Source organism: Actinoplanes oblitus (assembly GCF_030252345.1).
In the GTDB taxonomy this organism is placed as follows: Bacteria; Actinomycetota; Actinomycetes; order Mycobacteriales; family Micromonosporaceae; genus Actinoplanes; species Actinoplanes oblitus.
In genome coordinates, this window is sequence record NZ_CP126980.1 from 9,791,732 (window position 1) to 9,807,870 (window position 16,139).

Annotated in this window: 14 protein-coding genes; 3 read left to right on the forward strand and 11 right to left on the reverse strand. The window is 69.2% G+C overall.

What is annotated here, in order from left to right:
- Nucleotides 1-72 precede the first annotated feature (72 nt).
- A complete protein-coding gene (locus tag Actob_RS43795; protein WP_284917828.1) occupies nucleotides 73-1,224 on the forward strand; it encodes an N-acetylmuramoyl-L-alanine amidase in 1,152 nt (383 codons plus the stop codon).
- An 11-nt stretch (nucleotides 1,225-1,235) separates the two neighbouring features.
- On the opposite strand, the gene Actob_RS43800 is transcribed toward Actob_RS43795, so the two are convergent.
- A complete protein-coding gene (locus Actob_RS43800) occupies nucleotides 1,236-1,886 on the reverse strand; it encodes a GNAT family N-acetyltransferase (protein WP_284917829.1) in 651 nt (216 codons plus the stop codon).
- Between the two features lie 186 nt (nucleotides 1,887-2,072).
- Between Actob_RS43800 and Actob_RS43805 the strand changes: the two genes are divergently transcribed.
- On the forward strand, nucleotides 2,073-3,371 hold the full coding sequence (locus tag Actob_RS43805; RefSeq protein WP_284917830.1) for an aminotransferase-like domain-containing protein: 1,299 nt from the start codon (nucleotides 2,073-2,075) through the stop codon (nucleotides 3,369-3,371).
- 8 nt (nucleotides 3,372-3,379) lie between these two features.
- Nucleotides 3,380-4,339 (forward strand): D-alanine--D-alanine ligase family protein, encoded by a 960-nt coding sequence (locus tag Actob_RS43810; RefSeq protein ID WP_407653523.1) that lies wholly within the window; start codon nucleotides 3,380-3,382, stop codon nucleotides 4,337-4,339.
- Between the two features lie 272 nt (nucleotides 4,340-4,611).
- Here the strand turns inward: Actob_RS43810 and Actob_RS43815 are convergent, their stop codons facing one another.
- The 10 genes from Actob_RS43815 to rpmH form a co-directional block, all read right to left on the reverse strand.
- Entirely contained in the window at nucleotides 4,612-5,490 is an 879-nt protein-coding gene (locus tag Actob_RS43815) for a hypothetical protein (protein ID WP_284917832.1), read from the reverse strand.
- A 2,692-nt stretch (nucleotides 5,491-8,182) separates the two neighbouring features.
- Entirely contained in the window at nucleotides 8,183-8,884 is a 702-nt protein-coding gene (locus Actob_RS43820) for a VC0807 family protein (RefSeq protein ID WP_284917833.1), read from the reverse strand.
- A gap of 445 nt (nucleotides 8,885-9,329) precedes the next feature.
- Nucleotides 9,330-10,391 carry a ParB/RepB/Spo0J family partition protein gene (locus tag Actob_RS43825; RefSeq protein ID WP_284917834.1) on the reverse strand — a complete coding sequence of 354 codons (1,062 nt, stop codon included), beginning with the start codon at nucleotides 10,389-10,391 and terminating at the stop codon, nucleotides 9,330-9,332.
- Nucleotides 10,388-11,350, reverse strand: a complete 963-nt coding sequence (locus tag Actob_RS43830; protein ID WP_284922539.1) for a ParA family protein — start codon at nucleotides 11,348-11,350, stop codon at nucleotides 10,388-10,390. Before Actob_RS43830 ends, Actob_RS43825 begins: the two co-directional genes overlap by 4 nt.
- A gap of 807 nt (nucleotides 11,351-12,157) precedes the next feature.
- Nucleotides 12,158-13,045 (reverse strand): 16S rRNA (guanine(527)-N(7))-methyltransferase RsmG, encoded by an 888-nt coding sequence (gene rsmG / locus Actob_RS43835; RefSeq protein WP_284917835.1) that lies wholly within the window; start codon nucleotides 13,043-13,045, stop codon nucleotides 12,158-12,160.
- 1 nt (nucleotide 13,046) lies between these two features.
- A complete protein-coding gene (locus Actob_RS43840) occupies nucleotides 13,047-13,625 on the reverse strand; it encodes a Jag family protein (protein WP_407653524.1) in 579 nt (192 codons plus the stop codon).
- A gap of 138 nt (nucleotides 13,626-13,763) precedes the next feature.
- Nucleotides 13,764-14,795: a membrane protein insertase YidC gene (yidC, locus tag Actob_RS43845; RefSeq protein WP_284917837.1), complete on the reverse strand. Its 1,032-nt coding sequence runs from the start codon at nucleotides 14,793-14,795 to the stop codon at nucleotides 13,764-13,766.
- Nucleotide 14,796: 1 nt separating this feature from the next.
- Nucleotides 14,797-15,054: a membrane protein insertion efficiency factor YidD gene (gene yidD / locus Actob_RS43850; RefSeq protein ID WP_284917838.1), complete on the reverse strand. Its 258-nt coding sequence runs from the start codon at nucleotides 15,052-15,054 to the stop codon at nucleotides 14,797-14,799.
- The gene (rnpA, locus tag Actob_RS43855; protein ID WP_284917839.1) at nucleotides 15,051-15,407 is read right to left on the reverse strand and encodes a ribonuclease P protein component; all 357 of its coding nucleotides are present in this window, start codon (nucleotides 15,405-15,407) and stop codon (nucleotides 15,051-15,053) included. The genes yidD and rnpA overlap by 4 nt, the downstream gene beginning before the upstream one ends.
- 37 nt (nucleotides 15,408-15,444) lie before the next feature.
- The gene (gene rpmH, locus Actob_RS43860; protein WP_014448226.1) at nucleotides 15,445-15,582 is read right to left on the reverse strand and encodes a 50S ribosomal protein L34; all 138 of its coding nucleotides are present in this window, start codon (nucleotides 15,580-15,582) and stop codon (nucleotides 15,445-15,447) included.
- Nucleotides 15,583-16,139: the final 557 nt, after the last annotated feature.

Sequence of the window (16,139 nt, forward strand, 5' to 3'; positions counted from 1 at the left end):
GACGCGGGGTTCTCTTTGTGCCCCGGAGTACGCTCCGGAAGGTCGTCCTTTTTCGCCCCTAGGGAGTCGTGAGTGCGGTCCATCCGACGCGGAGACACCGGCCCTGCCGTTTCCGAGATCCGGTCGATCCTGGCCGGCCTGGAGTTGCTCGCCGACCGTGAGCCGGACCTCTTCGACGAGAGCGTGGAGGACGCGGTCCGGGCCTTCCAGCAGAGTCGCGGGCTCGGCGTGGACGGCATGGTCGGCGACGAGACCTGGGGTGCGCTGGACGGCGCCCGCTGGCGGCTCGGCTCCCGCACGCTGTTCCACTCGGTGCCCGGCGCGCTGGTCGGCGAGGATGTCCGGGCCCTGCAGGAGCGCCTGCTGGAGATGGGCTACGACACCGGCCGCCCGGACTCCATCTATGGCGCCCGGACCGCTCGCGCGGTGGCCCAGTTCCAGCGCGAGGTGGGCCTGGTGCAGGACGGCTCGGTCGGCCCGCAGACCATGAAGGCACTGCGCCGGCTGGGTCGCAAGGTGGTCGGCGGCCGCCCGCAGTGGCTGCGGGAGGCCGAGGCGTTCCGGCAGTCGGGGCCCAACCTGGTGGGCAAGACCATCGTGATCGATCCCGGACACGGCGGCGGCGCCGACACCGGTGTGGTGGTGCCCGACGGGCCGCTGCGCTGGACCGAGGCGGACCTGGTGTTCGACCTCGCCGCCCGGCTGGAGGGCCGGCTCGCCGCGGCCGGCATGCGGGTGCACCTGACCCGCGGCCCGCAGCCGGCCGAGCCGATGAGCGGCTCCGAGCGGGCCGCGCTGGCCAACAGCCTCGGCGCCGACCTGCTGATCTCGCTGCACCTGGATGGTGTCGACTCACCGGCCGCCGAGGGCGTGGCGACGTATCACTACGGCACCGGCAGCGGGCTCAGCAGCACCGTCGGCGAGCGACTCGCCGCGCTGGTGCAGCGGGAGATCGTGGTGCGTACCGGGATGCACGACTGCCGCACCCACGCCAAGACCTGGGACCTGCTGCGCCTGACCCGGATGCCCACGGTCCGGGTGGACCTGGGCTACCTGACCTCGCCGCACGACCGGGAGCGGCTGATCGACCCGATGTTCCGCGAGCAGGTGGTCGAGGCGATCCTGGCCGCCGTGCAGCGGATGTACTTCCCGGTGGAACGGGATGTGCCGACCGGTTCGATCGACGTGCGGCAGCTGCGGATGGCGCTGGCCGAGCGAGGCTGAGCCGCGCTCGCTTAGTTCTCCACCGAGCTGGTCGCCGGCATCGGGCGGAGGAGTTTCTCCGGGCTCATCGAGCCGAGGAGCTTCTCCAGCGCGTACTCCACATCCGACTTCCAGGACAGGGCGGTCCGCAGTTCCAGCCGCAGCCGCGGGTACCGCGGGTGCGGCCGGACCGTCTTGAAGCCCACCGACAGGAAGAAGTCGACAGGGGCGACGCAGGCCCCCTCCTTCTCCTCGTCCGGCTTGGCGTCGCCGAACGCCTCGATCGCCTTGACCCCGCGCTTGGTGAGGTCGCGGGCGACGCCCTGCACCAGCATCCGGCCCAGGCCGCCGCCGGCGAACGCGGGCACCACCTTGGCCGTGGTGAGCAACGCGGCGTCGGCGCTGACCGGTGAGGTGGGGAAGGCCATCGAGCGCGGGACGTAGGCGGGCGGGGCGTACATCACGAAACCGGCCGGCATGCCGTCCACGTACGCCAGCTTGCCGCAGGAACCCCACTCCAGGAGCGTCTGGGAGACCCAGGCCTCCTTTTCCAGCCCGGTGTCGCCGGAGGCGCAGGCCCGCTCGGCGGAGACCGGATCGAGCTCCCAGTAGACACACTGCCGGCATGGCCGGGGCAGGTCCTCAAGGGTGTCCAGGGTGAGACTGACCAGGCGACGCGACATCGGCGAACTCCCCGCACGGAGACACGGAACCGGGCCGCTTCGTCCGCGCCCTGGAAAATCGTACGTCGCCGTACCCATGAACGGGAGCGGGTCGCGGAACGGGTGGCCCCTTCGTGGATGTCCGCTCGGTGTCCGCGCCGATTAGGCTGGGCCCAGTTTTCCGCTCTTCCTCTGGGGGTGACCCGCATGACCGGTACTACTCAGGACGATTACACCGATCGGTACGCGCGGAGGGTTCGTGGGATGACCACGTCCGAGATCCGCGCGCTGTTCGCCGTCGCCAGCCGGCCCGAGGTCGTCTCGCTGGCCGGTGGTTCGCCCTACATCGCCGCCCTGCCGCTCGACGCGGTCGGCGAGATGCTCAACGAGCTCGGCTCCACGCACGGCGCCACCAGCCTGCAGTACGGCATCGGCCAGGGCACCATCGAGCTGCGCGAGCAGATCTGCGAGGTGATGGCGCTCTCCGGCATCCACAACGCGTCCCCCGACGACGTGGTCGTCACGGTGGGCGGTCAGCAGGCCCTCGATCTGCTGGCCCGGCTGTTCCTGGACCCGGGCGACGTGGTGCTCGCCGAGGGACCGACCTATGTCGGCGCACTCGGCGTCCTCCAGGCCGCCCAGGCACAGGTACGCCACGTGGCAATGGACGAGGCCGGGCTGATCCCGGAGGCACTCGAGGAGGCGATCGCCGCCAACCCCAGGGCCAAGTTCCTCTACACCATCCCGACCTTCCAGAACCCGGCCGGCGTCACACTCACCGAGGAGCGGCGCGAGCGGGTGCTGGACATCTGCGAGCAGGCCGGGCTGCTGGTGATCGAGGACGACCCGTACGGGCTGCTCTCGTTCGAGGGTGACGCGCCGCGGCCGCTGCGCGCCCGGCGCCGCGACGGGGTCTTCTACTGCAGCACGTTCTCCAAGACGTTCGCTCCGGGGCTGCGGGTCGGCTGGGTTCTCGCGCCGCACGCCGTACGGGAAAAGCTCGTGATGATGAGCGAAGCGAATGTGCTGTGCCCGAGCGCGTTCGCCCAGGGCGCTGTCACCCAGTACCTGACGACGATGCCCTGGCGCGAGCAGATCAAGGTGTACCGGGAGATCTACCGGGAGCGTCGCGACGCGCTGCTCGGCGCGCTGACCGACCTGATGCCGGCCGGCACCACCTGGACCCGCCCGGGCGGTGGCCTGTTCGTCTGGGCCACCCTGCCCGAGGGTCTGGACTCCAAGGCGATGATGCCGCGGGCGATCGCCGCCCGGGTCGCCTACGTCCCCGGAACCGGCTTCTACGCCGACGGCACCGGCCGGGGCAACCTCCGGCTCAACTTCTCGTTCTCCGCGCCGGAGCGGCTGCGTGAGGGCGTGCGGCGGCTGTCCGGGGTGATGGAGCAGGAGTTGGCCATGCGCGCGGTCTTCGGCGGCTCCGCCGCCATCTCGGCACAGCGCCGCCGGGGTCCGGCCGCCGCCGATACTCCCGGACCCGACTTGGCATGATCACCCCTATGGGTACGCGTGACGAGTTGCGAGTGCTGGTGCTGGCCGGCGGTCTTTCCTACGAGCGGGACGTCTCGCTGCGGTCCGGCCGCCGGGTGCTGGACGCGCTGCGGTCGACAGGGCTCACCGCCGAGCTGCACGACGCCGACGTCTCGCTGCTGCCCGCGTTGCAGGCCGACCCGCCGGACGCGGTGGTGATCGCCCTGCACGGGGCGACCGGTGAGGACGGTTCGCTGCGCGGGGTCCTCGACCTCTGCGGCGTGCCCTACGTCGGTGCCGACGCGCGGACCGCCCGGATGGCCTGGGACAAGCCGTCCGCCAAGTCGCGGCTGCGCGAGGCCGGCATCCCGACGCCGGACTGGGTGGCGCTGCCGCACGACCGGTTCTCCGAGTTGGGCGCGGTGGCGGTGCTGGACCGGATCGTCGATCGGCTCGGGCTGCCGCTGATGGTCAAGCCCGCGCAGGGCGGGTCGGGCCTCGGCGCCGCTGTGGTCCGGGAGGCGGCGGACCTGCCGGCCGCGATGGTCGGGTGCTTCGCGTACGACTCGACAGCGCTCGTCGAGCGCTACGTCACCGGCACCAGCCTCGCCGTCTCGATCGTCGACCTGGGTACCGGGCCGGAGGCACTCCCGATCGTGGAGATCGTTCCGCGGGACGGGGTGTACGACTACGCGGCTCGGTACACGGCCGGACTGACCACGTGGCACGTGCCGGCGCGACTGGACGCGGCGGTGGCGGCCCGGGTTTCGGCGACGGCGCTGGCGGCGTACAAGGCGCTCGGCCTTCGCGACCTGTCCCGGATCGATGTGATCGTCGGGGAGGACGGGGAGCCGCGGGTGCTCGGGTGCAACGTGTCCCCGGGGATGACGGAGACGTCGCTGGTGCCGTTGGCGGTGCAGGCTGCCGGGGTGGATCTCGGGGCTGTGCTGGGGGCGTTGGTGGAGCGGGCGGTCGCTCGTAAAGGGTGATCGAGTTGGTGGGCGGGTGCGTGCCGTGATCGGCATGCACCCGCCTTTTTGTGTGGGTGGCTGCGTTGTGGTGGTGTCGGGTGCGCTGGGGGTTGGCGCGCCGCTTCGGATGTCGGGGGCGGTTTCTTCGGTGTCGGTTCCAGCCGTCGACATTGGTTCCCACTCGGGGCATCGGGTGTTTCACGTGAAACGGGGGTTGCTCTGTCGGCCTAATCCGAGTGGCGGCTTGGAGTGCCAGCTCAAAGCGTGGGGGCGGGCTCCGGGGGCGGCGGCTAGGGGGTGTGGTCGACTTCCTCGATATCGCCGATGACGCTCGAAAGGCTGGGCACCGGGCCGTTGACGGTGCGAGGGCCGGTCGGCTGGTACGGGATCGAGGTGGCGTTCGCTGACGCGGCCGGCATGCCCGGGGCGGGGCTGCCGGGTTGGCTGCCGGCGGCCGGGGAGTCGCTGTGGCGTACCCAAGAATCCGCCAGAGGCGCAGCGGCCTGGACGTCGCCGAGCGTTGCGGGGCGCCGGCCTTCCTCGCGGTCTTCCTCAGCGTCGCCCATCGGAACGTCGAGAGTGGCGGGCGACTCCCACGCGATGTGGGCCGGCTCGGCATTCGCCTTGCCGCCGAAATCGGCGAGCCAGGCGGCGACGAGCGCCAGATTTTCCCGCCACTGCGCCTCCGGGATGACCGGCAGGATGTCGTCCCACAGGGACAGGAAGGTGCCCCGCAGCTGCAGGCGGCCGTAGGGCCGCGCGAGGAACCACATGTGCAGGTGCGCGGAGCCGTCGCCCCACCGGTTGACGTGCACGCGCGCGACGCCGTCGAGCGAGCGGATCGCGCGCTCCAGCCGCACCGTCATCACACCCAGCTCGGCCGCGAGCATGTTGGGCAGATCGCCGAGATCGAGGTGGGAGCGGCACTCCAGAATCAACACCATCGGCAGACCGGTGGGCCGGTCCATGGCGCGGACGCGCCAGCGGTCCGACACCCAGATGTACGCGTCGTCGGGCGTCCGGCAAGCGACACAGTCCGAACCGTCCTCACCGCTCCGCGGCGGCTCCACCTCCACCGGCGGAGCGAGCTTCTTGACCCGCATGTCGCCCTCGAACGGGAACGACGGCCAGCGGGTGAAGTCAGGCAGGGGGGCGGTGTTCTCAGACACGACGTGACCTTAGCCCAGGCCATGACAGCCTGTCCCGACCCAATTTCGCACGATCGAGGAAGCGGGTGGCGGTGGGCGCCTGTCCGTCGGTGGGCCCTCGTCCGGTCCTGGGTTCAGCCCCTCGTCCGCTACGGAGCCCGGGCCGATCGCCTCGGCCATCCGTCGACCCTCGGTCGGTCTCGGGACCGCATCGGATACTGCGACAGCTCGGTTGCCGCTCGGCCTTCGACCTCGGGACCGCATTGGTTACTGCGACATGCTCGGTCGCCGCTTGACCTCCCGCCTCGGGACCACATTGGTTACTGCGACATGCTCGGTCGCCGCTCCACCTTCGGCGGACTGTCCACCCGCGCCTTGGTTACCGCTCGACACACTCGCCCACTGGGGTCTCGACCGGCACCGCGTCTCAACTCCCCTTCGGCTGACGTGCCTGACGGGAACCCAGCCTCGACCCAGCCGGGCACGCCGTATGGCACGCCTCTCTCTTGACTGGCCGTTCCCGACCACGCCGACCGAAGGCGCGCCTATCCGGCCTCAAGTTCGCTCAGGCCCCCTGGCCCATCCGGCTCGAATTAGACCCAGCAGGCCACCTCGTTGGATCACATCTGCGTGCTGGCACTCACGTCCGCCGGGCCGTCAAGAAGTCGACGAAAGTGAACGTGCGACTCTCCACACACCGATCCCCAAGTTATCCACAGAAGTTATCCACAGCCTCATGCGTTTCACGTGAAACACGACGTAGAACGGCTGCGCGCCCTGTGGATAGTGCAGTGGACGACCCGCAGCCCATCAACGTCGTTTCACGTGAAACGGAGTTCGCCCCCAGCAACCGACCCGTTACCCACAGCCTGTGGATAACGGCGCCCGCCCATGTCTGGCGACTCGCCCGCCCACGGAATCCTCCCGCCAAGGCAGGCCCCGCGCAGTAGCCCTTGCCGCTATCTTTCGGCGCGACCCGCTACCCCTGGAACGCCACCAACCGCATGGAGAACATGCCAGGGCGCCTTCACTGCGAGCTGTCCGGTCACGCCGCAGACGAAGGCGACGCACCCACGGCCGGCTCGTTATCGACCAACCGGCCGCATCGGGAACAAGGCCGGGTACCCATAGTCCGCTCGCTGCCGGATGGCCAGCCACGGACGCAGGCAAGGGCCAGATCCCGAACGTCACCCGACGGTGTACTAACCGCATTCGAAGGCGGGGTTCTGCCAGACCTTCGGCTCACCGACGGTCTAGACGATGGCGAGACTCCACTGGAAAGCCGAAGTCGGTTGGGTCGACCGTCTGTCACTCCGCAGGCAGATCTGAATCCAACGCCCGCTGGGCCGGCCCGGCACCCCGCTTCTGCAACGTCATGCCGGCTCTCGTTCACCTCACCAGATGACCGCGAGCCCGTCGCCGGTGAGCCGATCCCCCGCCTTTCTCCGGTGCGGCGCAGGCTGGCGACCGTTTCACCGAACGACCGCCACCGTCTCTCAGGCAATGCTCCTTGTCGGTCACGGAGGATCGCTCACCGGATGGGGCTACTAGGGCGCTTCACAAGGGGTCGAATCACAACGGCATCACTTCGCCGCGCTCAAGCGGCGGCGACGCCTGGAGGCCGCAACCGCGATTCAATATGGCCCGTCGAGCAATGCCTTCACGGCCGACGCCCTCGGGCCTACCCGCTCGGCGACCGATCGCTGCGCCGGCCCAGTGGCGACCGATGCTGCCCTCATGGCCGGTTTCACGTGAAACGGAAGCAGCCGGTCGACTAGTGACTCCAAAGCCACATTGGTCGAAATGCCATCGAGCCCGCCGTCGCGACAGCGAGCCGCACGCTTCCGCGAGCCGTGTTTCCGCGCAGAGGATGCCCCGCGCCTAAGCCCGACCAAATGGCCACCGTCGGCTGAGGAAGCCAGCATTCGTCGGAGCCGACGCGAAGGCGCCATCCCGACGTGCGAACGCCGCTATCCACTAACTGCACCGAGTCCGGCTGCGGGTTCGGACCGCGTTTCACGTGAAACGGCGACTGCCGACTCGCAGCGCGGGCACTCCGATACCTCGCCGCGAACGGCCGTGCTCCGTCTAAGCCCGCACGAGCGAACCGGACGCCGTCCGGTTCCGTGCCCTGGGAATCGCTGACCAATCGGCACCCGCTGCGGCGACGGCGGGCGAGGAAATCCCACACGCCGCCGAGTCCGGCATCACAGAGTCGCCAACTGAAAGCATCAGCGAGTTGCGGATCCCACGACTCAGATACCGATCGGAGCGATGTCCGGCAAATCGCGTCTTCTCTTCACGGCTACAGCGAACCGACGGGCCTTCTCAAAACGGAGCGGCAAGCCAGCACCGTGGAACTCATCCCAACCGGACCCCCGCGCGACAGCGGCGAGCTGGGCCAAGAACACCAACGGCGCACACATCGGGCCGGGCAAGAGCCGTAGCGAGCCTCGGTCGGAAGCGGGCAACGGCGCCAGCGCGAAAGGCTGAGGCGATCGAATCGAAGAGCCGACGGAACACATGCCCGTCGAGCAAGAACCGCGCCGGCCTGTCGCCGGAACCTCACGCGGACGGTCCGCACTGGCGACCATCTCGAGTGAGGAAGGCGACGACACCGACGCGGCAGCTGATGGTCAGGCACCGGCAGGACCGGCTACGGGTTCGGGCAGGAGAGCCGACGCTAGTCAGGAACGGACACCTCAGGCGCCGATCAGGCCAGGGCGACGGCGGGCGCTCCCCGGCGGGCGGCGATGTAGCGAGCGTTCCAACCGATCAGAAGGACGAAGGTCAGAACCGTCAGACCGGTGGAGAGGCCGACCATCACGTCGACCGGCAGCAGGTAGACCAGCACGGCTCGCAGAGCAGCCTCCGCCAACAGGCCGCCACCCCAGACGGTGGAGGCGACGCGGTGTCCGTGCCGCACCCCGGCGTTCGTCGCATATTCGGCCGCCAGCTCCGCAGCCTTCGAGGGCACGAAGCTCTGCTGAGCCGACAGCGTGAGAGGCTTGTCGCCGCGCCAGGCGGTCACCAGGAACAGCGAACCGACCACCGCGGACATCACCGAGTGCTTGATCAGTAGGAAGCGCGGGTCACCGGTCAGCAGCGTGAAGAGCAGACCGATTCCGAAAAGCGCACCCATCATGATCGAGAAGTGGCTGAGCGATCGACTACGGACGGCCACCCAGACCAACCGTGCGCCCGCCGCCAGGGTCCCCGCCAGTAACGCCGCGGTGTCACCCGCGCCCAGCGCGTGCAGTCCGTAGTAGGTGAGTACCGGCAGACCGAGGTCCACAGCCATCGAGCGGACCATGGCGGTCATTCCGGGGTCGAGTCGCATCTTCGGATCTCCTCTGAGATGGCCACTCCTCGGCGGCGGCGATACATCGATGATGGCTGTCGGGCCGCTCGCCACGGGACGACCGAGCCACCGAGGGCGGCTGTCAACCACTCGGTGGACACAGCCGGCAGGTTCGAGGCGCCGGCCGAACCGCTCTGGGCCCCGACTCACGGCCGACCGCCGACTCGATGCCCATAACGCCCAAAAGGGCCATCTCGGAGTCGCTTCTGAAGGTTCTCCGGGCTTCCAGAAATCCCAGGAGAATGGCTCTGACAGAAGCGCAAGATGAGAAAGGTACGCATTGCATCGCGTCCCTGGTCACAGACTGCGGGCTTCAAGAGAGGCCAGCTCTTAGCCCGACCGAACAGGCAGACGCGTCGGTGCGGCTCCCGAGGAAGCTGGCGGGCGAGAGGGCGCAGGAGGGCCCGGAGCCCGAGGAACTGGGAGCGCCGGGAAGGAGAAGCGCCAGGCAGAAAAAGGGGGCTACTGACCGACAGGTCAGAGCCCCACCGCCGCTACTTCACTCCTCCGGCTCCGCCCGAGCCCCTTCTTCCTCAATCCCGATCATCCCCACGATCCGCTCCAGGTCATCCACCGTGGCGAACTCTATCGTGATCTTGCCCTTGTTCCGCCCGATGTCCACCTTGACCCGGGTATCGAACCGATCCGACAACCGATCCGCCAGATCGTTCAGCGCAGGTGCATGCACCTTCGCCCGCCGAGCCGGAGCCGCCTTCTTGGCCGGCGCGTCATGCTGCGCCAGCTGGACGATCTCCTCGGTGGACCGGACGGAGAGTCCTTCCTTCACGATCCGCTCAGCAAGCTGCTCCTGCGCCTCGCTGCTGCCCAGCCCGAGCAGTGCCCGAGCATGCCCAGCGGACAGCACTCCGGCAGCGACCCGCCGCTGCACCTGGGCCGGCAGGTTCATCAACCGGATCGTGTTGGAGATCTGCGGCCGGCTCCGCCCGATCCGCCGAGCCAGCTCCTCGTGCGAAACCCCGAACTCCTCCAGCAGCTGCGCGTAGGCGGCCGCCTCTTCCAGTGGGTTCAGGTTCGCCCGGTGAATGTTCTCCAGCAGCGCGTCCCGCAGCATGGCGTCGTCCGGCGTGTCCCGGACGATGGCCGGGATCGTCTCCTTGCCCACGGCCTGAGCGGCCCGCCACCGGCGCTCACCCATGACGAGCTCATACCGGCCGTCGCCGAGGTCCCGAACCACGATCGGTTGGAGAAAGCCGATCTCCTGGATCGAGGTCTTGAGTTCCTCCAGCGCCTCCTCGTCGAAGACGTGGCGCGGCTGTTTGGCGTTCGGCTCGATCGAGGAGACCGGCAGCTCGGCGAACCGAGCGCCGGGCACCGGCGCGAGATCATCCTGCGCCGGGATGACGGGCTCGGGTGCCGGCGGTGCCAGCGTGGTCGTCGTCGCGGGCAGTCCGTCCGGCGCGACAGCGACCGAGGTGGCGGGAGCGGCCGACACCGGCGCCACGTCGACACCGTTGTCGGAGGTGGACGGTCCGGGAGCCGGCGCCGTGGGGATCAACGCGCCCAGGCCGCGGCCCAAGCCACCCCGCGGACGGTTCTTCATGCCGTTCCTCCCGTGTTGACCCCGCGCACCGCGATCTCCAGAGCCGCTTCGAAGTAACTGGTTGCGCCCCGTGATCCCGGATCGTAGGTCATCACCGACTGGCCGTAGCTCGGAGCCTCCGACACCCGCACGTTCCGGGGAATCACCGCGTTCAGGACCTTGGCTCCGAAGTGGTTCCGCACGTCCTGCTCCACGGCATCGGCCAGACGGGTACGCCGGTCGTACATGGTCAGCAGGATGGTGGAGACGTCGAGCGTCGGGTTCAGGTGCTGGCGTACCAGGTTGATGTTGTTGATCAGCTGGTTCAGCCCCTCCAGCGCGTAGTACTCGCACTGGATCGGGATCAGCACCTCCTGCGCCGCGCAGAGCGCGTTGACCGTCAGCAGGCCCAGCGACGGCGGGCAGTCGATGAAGACGTAGTCGAACTTCTCGGGGTGCGCGTTGATCGCACGCTGCAGCCGGGACTCCCGGGCCACCACCGAGACGAGCTCGATCTCGGCGCCGGCCAGGTCGATGGTGGCCGGGACGCAGAAGAGATTCGGAATGCCCTCGACGCCCTGCGCCACCTCGGCCAGCGGCACGTTGTCGATGAGGCAGTCGTAGACGTCCGGCACCCCGGCGTGGTGCGGCACGTTGAGGCCGGTGGAAGCGTTGCCCTGCGGGTCCAGGTCGACCACCAGCACCCGGTTGCCGTGCAGCGCGAGCGCCACCGCCAAGTTCACCGTGGTGGTCGTCTTCCCGACGCCGCCCTTCTGATTGGCGACGCAAATCACCCGGGGGTGGTCCGGACGCGGCATGATGATCTCGCCGCTCGGGTTGAGGATCTGCACAGCTCGCAACGCTTCCATGGCCAGGGGCGGATCGTCCTCATCCACGCTCGGCGTTTCACGTGAAACATGCTCGTCGGGCTGAACAGATGCACCAGAAACGGGGACACTCGCGGCGGGCGCCGCCGAAATGGGCGTGCCGGACACCTGCCCCACCGCAGGGGGACCGGACCGGGGTGCCGGCGCGGGTCCACGGAAGTCGTCCGGTTGATGTGGCGCTGGCGCGCCATAGCCGTAGGTCGCCGCGGGGTTGAGACCGCCCGGCCGGGGCGTCGGAACGCCCTGTTCACCGGCCCTCGGTCGGCCTACGTTCACTCCCGACGACCGGTCGAGAGGCGACTCGGTTTCACGTGAAACACCGTACTCATGCACCGCTTTATCCCTGTTGGCTAGGAATGGGTCGGCCGGTTGATCGCGCGTCCCGGCGGGAGAGATCCGATCCACACTATCGACGCCTGGCCAGCCTACGGCCGCCGGGCGAGCGTTGCCATCTCCCCGCACAGGATGAGTCGAGCGCAACGTCACCGCGTCACCCTCCACCGAGTCGACAAACACCATCACGCCTGACACAAGCCGCAAAGTGCCGCCATACCCGCCAGGCCCGTCCCCGTCCGGGCCGTCAGCCGACTCGACGTCCCCCTGCGAAGACCCATCTTCGGTACGGCCTGCGCCCGCCCCCGCCGTCGACGGGGATACACCCGTCCGTGTTTCCCGTGAAACATCGCCTCTCCGACTCCCACCGGATGCCGGCAGGTCAGGCGCGGCAAGCCCGGGAGCGCTGCCCTCCACCGCCCCACCGCCGCTCTGAGCCGCACCACGGCCCGGCACGGCATCCGAGGTACCAGCCAGATCACCCTGCTCCGGGCGTACCCCAAAGGGTGGTGTTGTCTCGGGGCGCGCCTTCCGCGCATGCCGCTTCTTCGCACCCCGCCTGGCCATCTAACCCCTCCGTGTCTTCCCCCGTCCGCCCCCGGCCCGACGGGCCGCGGAACGCTTACCCGACCCCGCAGCCCGCCCGGCCGCCGCGTCCCGCACCTTGACGACCTCCACCACCGTCGCCGGCGGCTCGATCAGCCCCACCCCGCAGAGCCGGATCTCCAGCCCCCCGCCACCGATCCGCTCGATGGCAGCCCGGTGCTCCTGGATCTCCTCCTCCGCCGAGGCCCCCTTCAACGCCAGCAACCTGCCCCCGACCCGAGCCAGCGGCAGGCACCACCCGGCCAGCTTGTCCAGCGCCGCCACCGCACGAGCGGTGACCACGTCGGCTTCACCGACCTCGCCGAGCACTTCCTCGGCCCGGCCGCGCACCACCGTGACGTTGTCCAGGCGGAGTTCGTCGACCACCTCGCTCAGGAAGGCGGTACGCCGAGCCAGCGGTTCCACCAGCGTGATGCCAAGATCCGGTCGAGCCACTGCCAGCACGATACCGGGCAAACCGGCACCAGAGCCCACGTCAACCACCGAAGCGCCGTTCGGGAATAATTCGGCCATAACGGCACAGTTGACCAGGTGCCTGTCCCAGATGCGCGGAGTCTCGCGCGGGCCGACCAGTCCGCGCACGACGCCCTCAGTCGCCAGCAGTTGCGCGAACTCTCCGGCCAGCGCCAGGCGCTCGCCGAAGACCTCGGCGGCCACCGCGGCGATCTCGGCCGGCGGGCGGAGCACGTCCACGGAGGAGACGTCACGGGAGGCGGCGGCCGACGAGGACGGCGCGTTCTGCGCCAGCCCGGGACGGGCCGCATAGGAGGAAGAGGCGGGGAAAGACGACGGCCCGGGCGTCGCAACGCCCGGGCCGAGGTCACCCGCGCCGAAGCGGGGGTCTGTCATCTCAATCCGCCACGCGAACCACGATGCGCCGGTTCGGCTCGACGCCCTCGGACTCGCTCTGCACGCCCGGGATCGCGTTGACCACGTCGTGCACGCACTTGCGCTCGAAGGCCGACATCGGCTCCAGGCGGACCGCCTCGCCGTGCTCCTTGACCTTTTCCACGGCGTTGCGGGCGACCGCCCCCAGCTCCTTGCGCCGAGTGGCGCGGTATCCACCGATGTCCAGCAGCAGCCGGCTCGGCGAACCGGTGGCACGGAAGATCGCCAGGCGGGTCAGCTCCTGCAGCGCCTCCAGCGTGGCGCCCCGCTGGCCGACCAGCGGCTGCAGCCGCCCACCGACCACCTCGACCATCGGACGGCCGGCGGAGACCAGCTCGTCGATGTCGCCGTCGTAGTCGAGGATGTCCAGCAGCCCTTCGACATAGTCCGCGGCGATCTCGCTCTGCCGGAACAGGTCGCTGTCCGAGGCGACGGTCTCCGACTTCTTCGCCTCGGTGGAGGCCTCCTCCACTGACGAGGTGGCCGCATCCGCTGCCGGGGCGGAGGACTCGGAAGCGGGGGGAGTACTGGTGTCGGTCACGGTCTCATCTCCGTTGTCACTCGGGCCGGACCGAGATCGGTCCGCTGTTTCCCGCGCCGCCGCCATGGGGACGTGTCGCGGGGAGGTCGGTAGCAAGGGGAGCGCGCAAGACCCGGTCGCCCGGGCCTCGCGCCGCGATCATCCCTTGGGTTTGTTCGCCGGTCGGGCGCCCTTCTTCGGATTCACCGGTTTGGCGCCGGGCTTCGGCGCGAGCGCCTTGGTGTCGACGACCGGGATCACCGGCTCCTCGGCGTCCTTCTTGCGGCCGAACAGGCCACCGCTGCGACCGGGCTGCACCGGGTTCGTCGACTTCAGGTCGCTGGCGGTCGCGTTCGCCGGGCGGGCGCTGGTGGCGCCGCCCTTGCCGGCCATCTGCGGCGGCGGGAACTTCCGCAGCACCCACTGCTGCTGGGCCAGGGTGAACAGGTTGTTCGTCACCCAGTAGATGACCACACCGATCGGGAACAGCGAACCGGAGATCAGCAGCGAGAACGGGATGCCGTAGAGCATCAGCCGCTGGATCATCTTCTGCTGCGGGTCCTCGGCCCAGCCGGTCTTGAGGATCATCTGCCGGCTGGTGAGGAACGTGGTCGTCATCATCAGCAGGATCAGGATGGCGGCCAGGATCTTGACCGTGGTGCCGTTCGCGCCGAGCGCGGCCAGCTCGGCCGGGGTCGAGCCGAACTTGGCGCTGATCGGCGCGTTGAAAAGCCGTGCCGCGGAAGCGCTGCTGAACTGATCGAGCGACCATCCATAGATGGTTTTGTACTGTTCCGGCAAGTGCGGGTCCAGGTGCTTCAGCACGTGGAAGAGGCCGAGGAAGACCGGGATCTGCAGGACCATCGGAAGGCAGCCCATCAGCGGGTTCGCCTTCTCGGTCCGGTACAGCTCCATCATTTCCTTCTGGAGCGTCTCCCGGTCACCCTTGTGCTTCTCCTGCAGCGCCTTCACCTTGGGCTGCAACGCCTGCATGGCCCGCTGGCTCTTGATCTGCTTGACGAAGACCGGGAAGAGGATGACGCGCAGCGTCACCACCAGGAAGAAGATCGAGAGGACCCAGGCCCAGTTGGTGCCGAGCACGCGACCGTCCGGAATGCCGATCGCGTCCCAGAGGGCGTGCCAGCGCAGGAGGATCCACGAAATGGCGTAGTAGATCCAGTCGAGACTCAATCTAAGCTCCAGTCACATCGGCAGGACGGTGACGGCTTGGGTCAGGCACCGGGTCGAACCCGCCAGGGTGGAAGGGATGACAACGCAGGAGCCGCCAGATCGCCAGGCCCGTCCCTCGCACAGCACCGTGCCGCGCCAGTGCCTCCTGGGCGTACGCACTGCACGAGGGGTAGAACCGACAGCGGGCCGGCAACACCGGACTCAAGTATCGACGGTACGCGACGACAGCCGCGCTCAGGAGCCGGGCAGCCAGGCTCATCGCTGCCGCCGGGGCCGACGGGCGGACGCCAGCGCGCCCTCCAGATCGGTGGCCAGCTCGGCGTACCCCGCCTGGGCGGCCGGCGGCAGCGCCCGCACCACCAGCGAGGCTCCCGGCGGGAGGTCGGCGAGCACCGGCCGGACCAGATGGCGTAGCCGGCGCTTGACCTTGTTCCGCACCACCGCGTTGCCCACGGCTTTGGATACGACGAAGCCGGCGCGCGCCGTGGAGGCGTGCGCCGGCTCGTCGACAAGCAGGTGAACGACCAGGGTCCCGCGGCCGGCTCGGCGGCCACCGCGGATCGCTGCGGCGAAGTCCGCGCTATGCCGCAGTCGCTGCGTCGCGGCCAGCACGATTACCTGGGCATTCCGACCCGACTAAAGCGCCGGCTCAGGCCGACAGCTTGTCGCGGCCCTTGGTACGGCGGGCGGAAAGGATGGCGCGGCCGGCACGGGTGCGCATGCGCAGCCGGAAGCCGTGGGTCTTGGCGCGCCGGCGGTTGTTCGGCTGGTAGGTGCGCTTGCTCACGTCAGAACTCCGTCTTCAACTACGTCAGGGGGCATCCGCTGCAAGACGCCACTTTATCAGAGCGCGGCGGAGCAACCGCTCAACCCTACGCAGGGCGGTTGCAGCGGTCAACCATATCCTGTTTCGGCACGCCGACACCTGCGTTTCACGGTAGCCGCGACCTGCCAACCCTTCCGGGATGGGCCGGACGACGGTTGTAGTTGTCCGGCACGCGCTGTTAGCGTGCCCGGTTGCTGGTCTTACCCGGTCGTACGCATACCGCGAAGCGGCGGCCAAAACCGGACAAGCAGGTGGATCGTTCGCCACGGTGAGCCTGTTTCAAGCCCGCGCCGCTACAGGCTCCGGTGATTCTGCCGACCATCCGGCCGGGAGCGCCATCGGCACCACCGCAGGGTTGTGGATAACCTGTGGACAGCCGGTGGCGCCGTGCGTGTTCAGCGCGTTAACTGTGCTGGGGTTGGAAGCCGATCGGTGTGCCTGCACTGGCACCGACAGGCACAGCGGAAGGCCGGACACAAGGTCCACCGGGGGTCGGTGGCGATGGGGGTGGCGCGGCG

Coding starts and splice junctions, on each gene's coding strand:
- Actob_RS43800 (WP_284917829.1), bottom strand. CDS start 1,886: ATGTCGCGTCGCCTGGTCAGTCTCACCCTGGACACCCTTGAGGACCTG.
- Actob_RS43805 (WP_284917830.1), top strand. CDS start 2,073: ATGACCGGTACTACTCAGGACGATTACACCGATCGGTACGCGCGGAGG.
- Actob_RS43810 (WP_407653523.1), top strand. CDS start 3,380: ATGGGTACGCGTGACGAGTTGCGAGTGCTGGTGCTGGCCGGCGGTCTT.
- Actob_RS43825 (WP_284917834.1), bottom strand. CDS start 10,391: ATGAAGAACCGTCCGCGGGGTGGCTTGGGCCGCGGCCTGGGCGCGTTG.
- rsmG (WP_284917835.1), bottom strand. CDS start 13,045: ATGACAGACCCCCGCTTCGGCGCGGGTGACCTCGGCCCGGGCGTTGCG.
- yidD (WP_284917838.1), bottom strand. CDS start 15,054: ATGAGCCTGGCTGCCCGGCTCCTGAGCGCGGCTGTCGTCGCGTACCGT.